Source organism: Actinomadura barringtoniae, from assembly GCF_017573505.1.
GTDB lineage: Bacteria > Actinomycetota > Actinomycetes > Streptosporangiales > Streptosporangiaceae > Spirillospora > Spirillospora barringtoniae.
The window spans coordinates 101,518-113,356 of sequence record NZ_JAGEOJ010000020.1 but is presented as its reverse complement, the minus strand read 5'-3'; the positions used below and the strand labels follow the sequence as shown (position 1 = coordinate 113,356).

At 71.2% G+C, this 11,839-nt stretch carries 12 protein-coding genes, 1 tRNA gene and 1 pseudogene; 6 read left to right on the top strand and 8 right to left on the bottom strand.

What is annotated here, in order from left to right; translation table 11 throughout:
* Positions 1-32: 32 nt before the first annotated feature.
* Positions 33-224 carry a CsbD family protein gene (locus J4573_RS40150; protein WP_208261386.1) on the bottom strand — a complete coding sequence of 64 codons (192 nt, stop codon included), beginning with the start codon at positions 222-224 and terminating at the stop codon, positions 33-35.
* Between the two features lie 137 nt (positions 225-361).
* Here J4573_RS40150 and J4573_RS40145 point away from each other — a divergent pair, with 137 nt between their 5' ends.
* The 3 genes from J4573_RS40145 to J4573_RS40135 all read left to right on the top strand — a co-directional run bounded on the left by J4573_RS40145 (position 362) and on the right by J4573_RS40135 (position 2,392).
* The gene (locus J4573_RS40145; RefSeq protein WP_208261385.1) at positions 362-1,504 is read left to right on the top strand and encodes a methyltransferase; all 1,143 of its coding nucleotides are present in this window, start codon (positions 362-364) and stop codon (positions 1,502-1,504) included.
* A gap of 103 nt (positions 1,505-1,607) precedes the next feature.
* Complete coding sequence (locus J4573_RS40140; protein WP_208261384.1) at positions 1,608-1,955, top strand: VOC family protein; 348 nt, start codon at positions 1,608-1,610, stop codon at positions 1,953-1,955.
* Complete coding sequence (locus tag J4573_RS40135; protein WP_208261383.1) at positions 1,952-2,392, top strand: YdeI/OmpD-associated family protein; 441 nt, start codon at positions 1,952-1,954, stop codon at positions 2,390-2,392. Before J4573_RS40140 ends, J4573_RS40135 begins: the two co-directional genes overlap by 4 nt.
* Here J4573_RS40135 and J4573_RS56400 read toward each other — a convergent pair whose 3' ends face one another.
* Genes J4573_RS56400 through kduI form a run of 3 tightly spaced genes read right to left on the bottom strand, consistent with a single transcriptional unit; the run spans position 2,393 to position 4,837 of the window.
* Positions 2,393-3,178, bottom strand: coding sequence for an IclR family transcriptional regulator (locus tag J4573_RS56400; RefSeq protein WP_208261382.1), 786 nt, complete (start codon positions 3,176-3,178; stop codon positions 2,393-2,395).
* A 16-nt stretch (positions 3,179-3,194) separates the two neighbouring features.
* A complete protein-coding gene (locus J4573_RS40125; RefSeq protein WP_208261381.1) occupies positions 3,195-4,001 on the bottom strand; it encodes an SDR family oxidoreductase in 807 nt (268 codons plus the stop codon).
* Positions 3,998-4,837: a 5-dehydro-4-deoxy-D-glucuronate isomerase gene (gene kduI / locus J4573_RS40120; RefSeq protein WP_208261380.1), complete on the bottom strand. Its 840-nt coding sequence runs from the start codon at positions 4,835-4,837 to the stop codon at positions 3,998-4,000. Before kduI ends, J4573_RS40125 begins: the two co-directional genes overlap by 4 nt.
* Before the next feature lie 118 nt (positions 4,838-4,955).
* Here kduI and J4573_RS40115 point away from each other — a divergent pair, with 118 nt between their 5' ends.
* Together J4573_RS40115 and J4573_RS40110 are read left to right on the top strand one after the other, a co-directional pair.
* Positions 4,956-6,614, top strand: a complete 1,659-nt coding sequence (locus tag J4573_RS40115; RefSeq protein ID WP_208261379.1) for an L-lactate permease — start codon at positions 4,956-4,958, stop codon at positions 6,612-6,614.
* Positions 6,615-6,643: 29 nt separating this feature from the next.
* A complete protein-coding gene (locus J4573_RS40110; RefSeq protein ID WP_208261378.1) occupies positions 6,644-7,870 on the top strand; it encodes an exonuclease domain-containing protein in 1,227 nt (408 codons plus the stop codon).
* 12 nt (positions 7,871-7,882) lie between these two features.
* Here the strand turns inward: J4573_RS40110 and J4573_RS40105 are convergent, their stop codons facing one another.
* From J4573_RS40105 to J4573_RS40095, 3 genes are read right to left on the bottom strand one after another with little or no spacing between them, the layout of a single operon-like run.
* A complete protein-coding gene (locus tag J4573_RS40105; protein ID WP_208261377.1) occupies positions 7,883-9,487 on the bottom strand; it encodes an ABC-three component system protein in 1,605 nt (534 codons plus the stop codon).
* The gene (locus J4573_RS40100; protein ID WP_208261376.1) at positions 9,465-9,728 is read right to left on the bottom strand and encodes an ABC-three component system middle component 6; all 264 of its coding nucleotides are present in this window, start codon (positions 9,726-9,728) and stop codon (positions 9,465-9,467) included. The genes J4573_RS40105 and J4573_RS40100 overlap by 23 nt, the downstream gene beginning before the upstream one ends.
* Positions 9,712-10,638: an ABC-three component system protein gene (locus J4573_RS40095; RefSeq protein WP_208261375.1), complete on the bottom strand. Its 927-nt coding sequence runs from the start codon at positions 10,636-10,638 to the stop codon at positions 9,712-9,714. The genes J4573_RS40100 and J4573_RS40095 overlap by 17 nt, the downstream gene beginning before the upstream one ends.
* A gap of 183 nt (positions 10,639-10,821) precedes the next feature.
* Here J4573_RS40095 and J4573_RS40090 point away from each other — a divergent pair.
* A tRNA-Thr gene (locus tag J4573_RS40090) sits at positions 10,822-10,895 on the top strand.
* A gap of 63 nt (positions 10,896-10,958) precedes the next feature.
* Here J4573_RS40090 and J4573_RS56395 read toward each other — a convergent pair.
* Positions 10,959-11,801 (bottom strand): annotated as a pseudogene (locus J4573_RS56395) (LysR family transcriptional regulator); the annotation flags it as partial.
* Positions 11,802-11,839 lie beyond the last annotated feature (38 nt).

Genomic DNA, 11,839 nt, shown 5'->3' with positions numbered 1-11,839 from the left:
CGGGCCTGCCGCGGCTCGCTCACCATCCCCGATCACCGCTGGGACTTGCGGGCTTCCTTGACGGCGTCCTTGGCCTGCTCGCCGACCTGCTTGGCGCCGCCGGCGAGGCGGTCCTTGGTGCCCTCCGCCTCGAGGTAGGGGTCGCCCGACTTGCGGCCGGCCGCCTCCTTCTGACGTCCCTTGGCCTTCTGAGCCTTGTTCTTGAACTTGTCGAAGAACCCCATGAGGTCCTCCTTCCCGTGTACGAGATAGGTCGTACGTCGAGCCGCCTGCCCCCCAAATAGCGATCTATGCGGACATGTCGCTGTGGTCCGGGCCACCGGGCGGTGGGTGAGGGCGTGACCGATAGCCTGACCAGGCGATGGAACGGCTGGTGACGACGCGGGGTGAATTCGACCTCACCCGCTTTCCCGATGATCCGCGGCTGCGTGCCTGGGACGCCGCGGACGAATATCTGCTGCGCCACCTCGACGAGGCGCAGGTGGCCCTCGAGGGGGCCGTGGTCGTCCTCGGCGACCGGTGGGGCGCCCTGACGACGGCGCTCGCCGGATGCCGTCCCACACAGATCACCGACTCCTGGCTCGGCCAGGCCGCCACGCGCAAGAACCTCGAGCGCGCCGGGGCGGGCATGGCGGGCACGGACGCCGTACGGCTCCTGACCACGCGGGACACTCCGCCCGGCCGGATCGACGTGCTGCTGGTGCGGGTGCCCAAGAGCCTGGCGCTGCTGGAGGATCAGCTGCACCGGCTGGCGCCCGCCGTCCACGCCGGGACGGTCGTCGTCGGAACGGGCATGGCCAAGGAGATCCACACCTCCACCCTGCGGCTGTTCGAGACGATCATCGGGCCGACGCGGACGTCGCCGGCGGTACGGAAGGCCCGGCTGATCTTCTGCGCGCCCGACCCGGAGATCGCCAGGGCGCCGAGCCCGTGGCCCCTCTCGTACGACCTGCCGGACGGGGTGGGGATCGCCTCCGGGCGCACGGTGGTCAACCACGCGGGGATCTTCTGCGCCGACCGGCTGGACATCGGGACCCGGTTCTTCCTGCAGAACCTCCCCGACGGCCGCGACTTCGAGCGCATCGTCGACCTGGGCTGCGGCAACGGCGTGGTCGGCATGGCCGCGGCGCTGGCCCATCCGCGGGCCGAGGTGCTGTTCACCGACGAGTCGTTCCAGGCGGTGGCGTCGGCGGAGGCCACCTACGCGGCGAACGTCGATGGGAAGGCGGAGTTCGGCACCGGGGACGGGCTGTCCGCACGGGCCGCCGGCTCGGCGGACCTGGTGCTGAACAACCCCCCGTTCCACTCCCACCAGGCGACCACGGACGCCACCGCCTGGCGCATGTTCACCGGCGCCCGGCACGCGCTGGCACCGGGCGGGGAGCTGTGGGTCGTCGGCAACCGCCACCTGGGCTACCACGTGAAGCTGCGCAGGATCTTCGGCAACTGCGCCACCGTGGCCTCCAACCCCAAGTTCGTGATCTTGAAGGCCCGGCGGAAATGAGCCCACCGATCAGGAATGGAGAAGCCTCCGGCGAGGCATTCCTCATAACGTGGGACCACGGCCGCCAGACGGACCGGAAACCACCTTCTAGCAGGGAGTTCTCATGAACAACGGCGTTAACACGATCATCTACCCGGTCAAGGACCTGGACGCGGCCAAGGCCGTCTACGGCGCCCTGGTCGGGGTGGAGCCCTACGCCGACGAGGTCTACTACGTCGGCTACAAGCTCGGCGCCCAGGACATCGGCCTGGACCCGAACGGGCACAAGAAGGGGATGACCGGCCCGATCGCCTACCACGACGTCGACGACATCGCCGGGACCGTCAAGACCCTGGTGGACGCGGGCGCGCAGACCATCGACGAGCCCCGCGACGTGGGCGGCGGCAAGCTGATCGCGACGCTGAAGGACGCCGACGGCAACGTCATCGGCCTGGCGCAGAACCCGGCATGAGATTCACCGCCACCGTCATCCCGTCCGGCAACGCCACGGGCGTGGAGGTCCCCGCCGAGGTCGTCGAGGCACTCGGCGGGGGCAGGCGCCCGCCCGTCGTCATCACGATCAACGGGCACACCTGGCGCAGCCGCATCGCGCTCATGCGCGGCCAGATCCTCATCGGGATCAGCGCTGCGCACCGCGCCGGAAGCGGGATCGAGGCCGGTGACCAGGTCGAGGTCGACGTGGAGCTGGACGAGGAGCCGCGGGTGGTGGAGGAGCCCGCCGACTTCGCCGCGGCGCTCGACGCCGACCCGGCCGTACGGGCCGCCTACGACCGGCTGGCCTTCAGCCACCGGCGCCAGCACGTGATGGCCGTCGAGGGCGCGAAGAAGCCCGAGACCCGGCAGCGCCGGATCGAGAAGGCGATCGAGATGATCCGGGACGGCGCTTGATCAGGTGACGGGAGCGTCGTGGGGGGCGTCGCGGGGAGCCCCGAGCGAGGCCGAGATCTCCGCGGCGGCGCGGCGCACCTGGCCGCCCAGCTCGTCCAGCGGCGACTGCCAGGGCTCCATCGACAGCGTGGACAAGCTGACCGCGCCCGACGGCCGCCCGGTGTGGTCGAAGACCACGGCGCCGACGCAGCGGATGCCCGGCTCGTTCTCCTCGTCGTCGATCGAGTAGCCGCGCGCCCGGATCGCGGCGAGGTCGGCCAGCAGCCCCTCGGGGTCGGTGATCGACTTGGGCGTGCGGCCCTCCATGCCGGTGCGGTCCAGAAGCGCGCGCACGGCGTCGTCGGGCATCGCCGCCATGATCGCCTTGCCGATGGCGGTCGTGTGCAGCCGGATGCTCATCCCGACTCGGGAGGGCATGTGGTACGGCTTCTTGCCCTCGACCTTGGCCGCGTAGACCGCCTCGTCCCCGGCCAGCAGGCCGAAGTGCACGGTGTAGCCGGTCTCCTCGCGGAGCGTCCGGAGCGTCCCGTCGGCGTGCTGGGCCGGGTCGAAGCTGCTCATGAGCCTGCCCGCGAGCGTGAGGATCCGCGGCCCGCCGAGGTAGCGGCCGTCCCCGGCGTTCAGCGCGAACTCGTGCTCCACCAGCGACTGCAGGATGCGGTGCACGGTGGACTTGGGCAGGTCGGTGGCCTTGGCGATGTCCACGATCCGCTCGTGCTCGGCCAGCGCCTGCAGCACGGCGAGGATCTTCTCGGTGGCGTTGCCGCCGCCCGGCCTGGACTTCACTCGGCCCCCTCCTGGTTCATCGCGCCATCCAGCCCCCGTCCACGACGAGCACGTGCCCGTTGACGTAGCCGGAGGCCGGTGCGGCGAGGAACACGGCCGCCCCCGCCAGATCGTCCGGGGTGCCCCAGCGTCCGGCCGGGATCCGTGCCTCGATCGCCGCCGACCGGTCCCCATCCTCCCGGAGCGGGCGCGTGTTGTCAGTCGCGACGTACCCGGGGGCGATCGCGTTCACCTGGACGCCCCGGCCCGCCCACTCGTTGCAGAGCGCACGGGTGAGCCCGGCGACGCCGTGCTTGGCGGCGGCGTAGGCGGCGACCCGGACCCCGCCCTGGAACGACAGCAGCGACGCGATCGAGATGATCTTGCCGTGCCCGCGTTCGGCCATGGCCCGCCCGAACGCCTGTGACAGCAGGAACACCGCGTCCAGATCGACCGACAGCACGCCGCGCCACGCGGCGAAGTCCAGGTCCTCGGCCGCGCCGCGATGGATCACGCCCGCGTTGTTGACCAGGATGTCGACCCGGCGGCGGCCCAGGATCTCCGCGGCCGCGGCCGTGATGGTCTCGGGCGGAGAGCTGAGGTCCAGCGCCACGGTCTCGGCGTCGCGGCCCGCGTCCCTGACGAGCTCGGCGGTGGCGGTCATGTCGTCCGTACGGCCGAGCAGGATCAGGTCGGCGCCCGCGCGGGCGAGCGCGACGGCGATCGCCCGGCCGATCCCGCCGCGTGCCCCGGTGACCAGGGCCGTACGGCCGTCGAGCCGGAAGAGCGCGTCGCCCGCGCCGTCCGCGTCTGCGCTCGAGTCGCCCGCGCCCGCATCGCTCATCGGAGCTCCGGGATGGCGACGTGGTTCATGTCGTCGAACGCCTGGTTCTCCCCGGCCATCGCCCACACGAACGCATAGCCGGCCGTCCCGAAGCCGAAGTGGACCGACCAGCTCGGCGAGATCACGGCCTGCTCGTTCGCCACGATGATGTTGCGCGTCTGGTCTGGGCGGCCCATCAGGTGCACGATCCGGTGCTCGGGCGGCAGGTCGAAGTACAGGTAGGCCTCGGTGCGCCGGTCGTGGGTGTGGCACGGCATCGTGTTCCACATCGAGCCCGGCTCCAGCACGGTCACGCCGAGGACGAGCTGGCAGCTGCGGATCCCGTCCGCGTGGATGTACTTGTAGAGCGTCCGGTCGTTGGAGCCCTCCGCCGAGCCCAGCCGTACGCCCATCGTGTCCTTGTGGCGGGCCAGCCGGGTGGGGTGCCCGGCGTGCGCCGGGGTGGACATCAGGTAGAAGCGCGCCGGGTCGCCGTCGGGGCCGGACGACTCGAAGACGATGTCGCGGGAGCCGCGGCCGGCGTAGAGGCAGTCGCGGTGCGCGAGCTCGTACTCGGTGCCGTCGACCCGGACGATCCCGGGCCCGCCGACGTTGACGATCCCCAGCTCGCGGCGTTCGCAGAAGTACTCCGAGCGCAGCGGGTCGAACGCGGGCAGCGCGACCGGGGTACGCGGCGAGACGCCGCCGATCACCGTCCGGTCGTGGTGGGAGTAGACCGCGCGGACCTCGCCCGGCGGGAAGAGCCCCTCGACCAGGTAGTGCCCGCGCAACCCCTCGGTGTCCAGGCCGGGGAGCTGATCGGGGTGGGTCGCGTGCCTGATCTCCAGGTTTTTCATCTGCCGGAGCCCCTTCCCAGGGTCGCGTCTTGATGCCACGATGAGGTCCGCGTCACAGAATAGCGTTCCGTAAGACAGAACGCTACGCCTCGGGGTCGTTCACCGTGGGAGGTGCGCGTTGTACCGCCAAGACCTTGACCCGACCGGGTCCCTGACCGCGTCCGCACTGCTGGCGGCGGTGCCCATCGTGGTGCTGCTCGTGCTGCTCGGCGGGCTGCGCTGGAAGGCGCAGTGGGCCGGGCTCGCCGGGCTCGTCGCCGCGCTGGGCGTCGCCCTGTTCACCTACGGCATGCCGCTGCGGCAGGCGCTGGACTCCGCCGCGTTCGGCGCCGCGCTGAGCGTGCTGCTGGTCCTGTGGATCACCTTCAACGCCATCTGGATCTACAACCTGACCGTCAAGACCGGGCACTTCGCCGTGCTGCGCCGATCGTTCGCCGCCATCAGCGACGACCAGCGCGTGCAGGCGATCGTCATCGCCTTCTCCTTCGGCGCGCTGATCGAGGCGCTCGCGGGCGGCGGCTCGCCGGTGGCGATCTGCGCGGTCATGCTGGTCGCGCTCGGCCTGGACCCGATGCGCGCGGCGGCCGTCGCGCTCGTCGCCGACACCGCGCCGGTCGCCTTCGGCGGGCTCGGCAACCCGATCACGATCCTCGGCACCGTCACGGGCCTGTCGCCCGACGACTACGGCGCGATGGCGGGCCGCCAGACGCCGCTCCTGGCCGTCTTCGTGCCGTTCATCCTGGTCGGCATCGTCGGCGGGTGGCGCGGCGTCCGCGAGACCTGGCCCGCCGCGCTCACCGCCGGGCTGACCTTCTCGGTCTGCCAGTTCGCCTTCGCCAACTACTGGTCGTACAAGCTGACCGACATCTTCGCGGCGATCGCCTCGGCCGTCGCCATCGTCCTGCTCAACCGCGTCTGGAAGCCCGCCGCGGCCGGAGCGCCGGGAGCGGCGGGGCCCGCCGCGCCGCCGGTGATCGCGGGCGGCGCCGTCGAGGACCCCGCGTTCACCCGCCGCGTCGGCGATCCGCAGGGCGACTCGCGGGCCGACGTCATCAAGGCCTTCGCGCCGTACGCCATCATCGTGGTGGTCTTCTCGATCGCGCAGATCGACGCGGTGAAGAACTGGCTCACCGATCACGGCGTGTGGACGTTCGACTGGCCGGGCCTGCACATCCAGACGCCGTCGGGCAAGGCCGCCAACACCGTCTACACGCTCAACTATCTGGGCGCCACGGGGTCGCTGCTGTTCCTGTCCGGGCTGCTCACGCTGATCGTGCTGCGGATCGGCGTGCTGTCGGCGGCGCGGACCTACGCGGAGACGATCCGGCAGTTCGGCTGGGCCATCATCACGATCCTGTGCGTCTTCGCGCTCTCGTACGTGATGAACCTGTCCGGCCAGATCTCCACGCTCGGCCTGTGGCTGGCCAAGGCGGGCACCTGGTTCGCGCTGCTGTCGCCGGTCGTCGGCTGGCTCGGCGTCGCGGTCACCGGCACCGACGCGGGAGCGAACGCGCTGTTCGCCAACCTGCAGGTCACCGCCGCCAAACAGGTGGGGGAGTCGCCGATCCTCTTCGGTGCCGCGAACGGCTCGGGCGGCGTGATGGCCAAGATGATCTCGCCGCAGAACCTGGCGATCGGCACCGCCGCGGTCGGGCTCGTCGGCCAGGAGGGCACGCTGTTCCGGCGAGTGTTCGGCTGGAGCGTCCTGCTGCTGGTCGTGATGTGCGTGCTGGTCTGGCTGCAGTCCACGCCGGTCCTGGACTGGATGGTGGTGTGAGGTGACGGTTTCTGCGGGACCATGACCATATGGGTCCGAGTGGTTACGCGGTGGTCGACGTCGAGACCACCGGGCTGAGGCCTGCCCACCACGATCGCGTGATCGAGGTGGGCATCGTCCAGACCGACACGGCCGGTGAGATCACCGGCGAATGGGGATCGCTGGTCAACCCGGGGCGCGACCTCGGGCCCCAGCGCATCCACCGCATCACGGCCGCCGACGTACGGCACGCGCCGCCGTTCGAGGCCCTCGCCGGAACGATCGCCGGGCTGCTGCGGGGGCGCGTCGTCGTCGCGCACAACCTGCGGTTCGACGCGATGTTCCTGGCGAGCGAGTTCACCCGGATGGGCGTGGCGGCCCCGCTCGCCGTCCGGTCCGGCGTCTGCACGATGACGTGGGCGCCGCACTTCATCCCCGAGGCGCCGCGCAACCTCGCCGGATGCTGCGCGGTCGCCGAGGTCCCGCTCGAAGGCCACCACGACGCGCTGGTCGACACCCGTGCCGCCGCGGGGCTGCTGCGCCACTACATCCGGCTCGGCAACGCGGCGGGCGCGGACCTTCCGTGGGCGGACGTGCTCGCGGCGCAGCGGTCGTGGCCGGACCTGCCCGCGTCGACCGCGCAGGCCGTGCGGCGCGGCGTCTCGGCCGACCGCGACGCGCACTTCCTCGCGCGCGTCCTGGACACCCTGCCCAGGGTCGCCGAGCCCGCAGGCGCCGACACCTACCTCGACCTGCTCGACCGGGTGCTGCTCGACCGTGACATCTCGCCGACGGCCGGTGACGCGCTCGCCGAGTTCGCCAACGGGATAGGGCTGAGCTGGGGCGACCTGCACCGCCTGCACCGCGACTACCTCGCCGCGCTCGCCCGTTCCGCGATCGCCGAGGGCGCGGTGGACGCGCGCGAACGCGATGAACTGGCGCGGGTCGCGGGGCTGCTGGATCTGCCGCCGGACGCGGTCGACGAGGCGCTCGACCGTGCCGCCGCGGGTGCCGAACGGGAGGTACGGCGCTACCGGCTGCAGCCCGGCGACCTGGTCGCGTTCACCGGCGAGGCCGAGGTCCCGCGCGAGGTCTGGGAGTCGCGGGCGCGGCAGGCGGGCTACGTCCCGCATCCGCGCGTGACCAAGGAGGTCAGGCTGCTGGTCGCCGCCGACCCGGACACGATGTCGCAGAAGGCGCGCCGGGCGCGCATCTACGGCGTCCCGGTCGTGACCACCCGCGCGTTCAAGCGGATGATCGCCCAGCCGCGCGATTGATGCTCAGTCCGTTCATCCGCGCACCGGGAAGCCGGCGGCGGACGCCTCGTTCAGCTGGCCGGGGGTGAGCGCCGCGACGTACTGCAGGCCCTCGGACCGGCACACGTGCTCGGCCAGCCGCAGCGCCGAGACCATCTCGGGCGCGCTCACCGGGTTGAACAGCCGCCCGTCGTGGACCAGGAAGTCGGGCCCGTGCCCCGAACGCTTGGCGGTCACCGCCATGCACAGGTCGAAGCAGAGCAGCGCCATCGCCCGGCCCGCCTCGGTGGTCTCGCCCTCGATCACCGGCACGAACTTGTAGCCCGACCGCCGGGCCTCGATCGTCAGCCCGGCCGGCCGGTCCTCGCCGTAGAGGCGGCGCGCGTACGAGGCGTACCGGCCCGAGATCTCCGCGATGCGCGACCGCCGGTCGTGCAGGTCGGCGCTGACCTGCATCTCCAGCTCGGTCGAGCGCAGCCGCAGGTGGCGGCCCGCGTTGCCCCAGCGGTCCACGATCGCCCGCCGTTCGATCAGCTCGCTGAGCCGGCCGTCCAGCAGCGAGATCTGCCGCTGCAGCTCGGCGTAGGAGTCCAGCGCGCCGTCGGCCTCCAGCAGCCGCATCAGGTCGGCGCGTTCCTCGTCGAGCCGCGCCAGCTCGCTCTCCTCGCGCGCCACGTCGCGGCGCAGCCGGGCGAGCTCGGCCTCCAGGTACCGGCGCCGGTTGGCGACGACCGAATGGTGGAACGCCTCCACCTCGTCGAAGCGGCGAATCACCTGCCCGGGCAGGACCACGCCCAGCTGCCGGTAGACCTCGTCCAGGTAGGAGCGGTCGGGCTGCTCGGCGGAGTCGCCCGACATGGTCGCCTCCAGGTCGCGTGCCTGCCGCTCGATGACGGCCAGATGGTCGTTGATCTTGCGGATGGCGCGGCTGAGCTCGTCGGCCCGTTCGCGATGGCGCGCGTAGGCGCCGGCCATCCGGAACCCGGCCAGCTCAGCCGCGATCGCGTCGCGATGCTCCTGAACGGAGCGGATCTGCGCGTCGAGGTCGTTGCCGCGGCCGAGGGCCATGCCCATCACAGAATCCTTGGCGGCCCGGCGGAGCTCGCGCAGGTCGCGGTCGGTCTCGGTGACCTCCCGCACCTTCGCCACCAGGTCCACGTCCAGCGCGAACAGGTGGGCGAGCGCGGGCTGGCTGTCCATCGTGCGCTGCTTGCGGTAGGTCTCGGTCGGGGACACGAATCCGCCGACCGTGGCGTCCCTGACGTAGTAGGCCACCACGGACCGGAACGAGGGCTCGTTGCCCTCGCCGGTCAGGGCGAACAGCTCCTCGCCGAGGTAGCCGCGGAACTGCTGGAGCCGCAGCTCCTCCTCGTCCACCCGCACCTTGGCGAGCTCGTCCGCGCTGCGCGTGACCCGGCGCGGGCGGCGCGACAGATCCAGCGTCAGCCGGAACCGGGAGTGCGTCAGCTCGGGGCGGCGCAGCGGGTGACCGATTCTGACCTCCGCGCCCAGCAGGAAGTCCAGCAGGCGCGTGAGGCCGGTCCCGGCGCCGCCGATGCGGGCCGGGGCGATGTTGAGGCCGTCGTCGAGGTGGAGCGGGGGGAAGTCGGACAGGTCACTCGTCAGCTCGTGAAGCAATGGTCTTCCTCATCAGCTCCCCGTCGCGCAACTCGACCAGGCCGAGCGCGAAGAGGACGTCGAGGGCCAGGGAGAACCACCAGAACGGCAGCGCCGACTGCATGCCGCAGACCGACCGCCATGCCAGCAGCCGGTCCCAGGTCACGCTCACGCTGTGGGGGCGTTCCAGCTGGACCAGAATCTGGGCGCCGACCGCCAGCAGTGCCTGGTCGGTGGCGATGGCCTTAGAAGGAAGCAGCACGGCGCTCCTCCTGCGGCGACTCGAAGATCTCGCATGACTCGAAGAAATGGGTGACGACCATCAGCGCTGCGCTGCGCTGCTGGGCCTTGTCGGGCAGATGCGCGCCCGGACTGTTCGAGCAGCCCGTAGTGCTTGAGCCGCCCGTCGTTCCGAACGCCTCGTCGACCAGGTCGTCGCAGAGGGCGTGGAACACCGCGTCCGAGGACTCCAGGGCGGCGCGGTGGCCGGCGAAGCGGCCGAGCAGGTTCTCCTTGACCTGGGCCTGCTCGCCCGGGGAGGCGAAGGTGAAGTAGTAGCGGACATGACCGGTGTGCGCCTGGAAGCGCTTGATCAGATCGGTGACCTCGGTGCCGAAGCCGTTGTGCTCGATCTTGCCGAACGCGACCTCCCAGACCGGGCCGGTGTCGGGCGGCAGCCGGGTGCGCGCCAGCGACTCGACGCACCGCGCCACATAGGTCATCCCGGCCGGATGGTCGGACGGCGGCGAGCCGATGACGGTGGCCAGGCTCTCGCGGGGCAGGAACGCGCAGTGGTTCCAGAGCACCTGCGGTGGCCAGACCTCGATCTTGACCGAGTCGCCGTGCCGCCTGCGCAGGTCCATGACCGCGCGCGCCGCCATCTCCGGGAGCCCGTTGGCGTTGTTGTGCACGAACGCCCAGCGCTCCATGTGCTCGCCCCAGTAGCGCAGCGCGGTGGCGAAGTCGCTCTGCACCTTCTGGGCCACGCGGCGCTGGTTGGGCGTCGTCGCGCCGTAGCAGGCGAGCATGAGACCGCCGACCCAGCCGTCGCATCCCTTGTCGCCACGGCCGGAGGGATCGACCGCGATGAACTCGCCGGGATGAACGGCGTGCATGAGATCGTTGACGAAGTCCTGCCATTCGAAGCCGGTCTTGCGGACCGACAACGACATGAACTGACTGTGAAACCAGGCCCGGTCCCGGCTGTCGTACGGCATCTGTTCCTCGACCCCACGTCGTACTTCCTCTTCCAAGCTAGCTCTGAGCAGGGACTGTCACTAGCGGTGGTCGGGGTGGAACTGCGAAATTCATTTGCCGTTCCGCGGCGTGTCGGGCTTCACTCGAATGGCGCGAATGCCTTCGTGGCTCAGTTGGTCAGAGCATCCCTCTCGTAAAGGGAAGGCCGCCGGTTCGATTCCGGCCGAGGGCTCACGGCCTGGAGCGCCTCCAGGCACGCGGCGATCACCGGGCTCTCCGCGCCGGTGCGCCAGACCGCCAGCACCTGCCGGTGCACGGGCTTGCGCGTCGCGACGATGCGGACGCCGTCGGGGATCGGGTCGCGGCCGAGGCGGGGGATGAGCGCGGCGGCGTTGCCGGCGGCGACGAACGCCAGCTGCGTGCTGTAGTCGGCTACCTTGCAGGCGATGTGCGGGTCGATGTTGTTCTCGCGGAGCGTCTGGACGATCTGCATCTGGCAGGTGCTGCCCGCGGTCCAGCTCGCCCACGGCAGGTCGTTCAGCTCGCAGAGGTCGATGACGCGGCGGCGCGCGAGCGGGTGCGAGGCGGGCAGCGCGACATCGATGACGTCGCGGAACAGCGAGGTGAGCGTGACCGAGGCGGGCACCGTCGTCGGCAGGCTGTCCCAGCTCTCGATCACGGCGATGTCCAGGTCTCCGCGCACGAGCTCGGGCAGCAGCCGTTCGGCCTCGCCCTCGTCGAGGGTGGGGGACAGCCGGGGATGCCGTTCGCGCAGGACCCCCAGCGCGCTGATGAGAATGGAGCGGGCGGCGGTGATGAACGAGCCGATCCGCACCGGCCCGACGGCCTCGCCGCCCAGCCCGTCCAATTCGGCCTGGGCCTCCGCCGCCAGGGCGAGGATGCGTCCGGCGTGACCGGCGAGGACCTGACCGGCGCGAGTGAGCCGGACCCCTCGGCCCTGCGGCTCCAGGAGCTGATGGCCTGTCTCACGTTCGAGCTTGGCCAGCTGCTGGGATACACCGGATGGCGTCACATGCAGGGATTCCGCCGCGGCGGCCACGGTCCCGTGGACCGACACGGCGTGCAGGGCGCGGAGACGGTCGAGATTGAACACGGTAGTAATGCTACCGAATGGCATGAAGAAACATTCGCTTGTGCTTACTGGTACCGCACGGC

Bases quoted from the DNA above. Each gene is read 5' to 3' on its own strand.
- J4573_RS40140 (WP_208261384.1), top strand. From the start codon at position 1,608: ATGAACAACGGCGTTAACACGATCATCTACCCGGTCAAGGACCTGGAC.
- J4573_RS40110 (WP_208261378.1), top strand. From the start codon at position 6,644: ATGGGTCCGAGTGGTTACGCGGTGGTCGACGTCGAGACCACCGGGCTG.
- J4573_RS40135 (WP_208261383.1), top strand. From the start codon at position 1,952: ATGAGATTCACCGCCACCGTCATCCCGTCCGGCAACGCCACGGGCGTG.
- kduI (WP_208261380.1), bottom strand. From the start codon at position 4,837: ATGAAAAACCTGGAGATCAGGCACGCGACCCACCCCGATCAGCTCCCC.
- J4573_RS40095 (WP_208261375.1), bottom strand. From the start codon at position 10,638: ATGTCGTTGTCGGTCCGCAAGACCGGCTTCGAATGGCAGGACTTCGTC.
- J4573_RS40150 (WP_208261386.1), bottom strand. From the start codon at position 224: ATGGGGTTCTTCGACAAGTTCAAGAACAAGGCTCAGAAGGCCAAGGGA.
- J4573_RS40145 (WP_208261385.1), top strand. From the start codon at position 362: ATGGAACGGCTGGTGACGACGCGGGGTGAATTCGACCTCACCCGCTTT.
- J4573_RS40125 (WP_208261381.1), bottom strand. From the start codon at position 4,001: ATGAGCGATGCGGGCGCGGGCGACTCGAGCGCAGACGCGGACGGCGCG.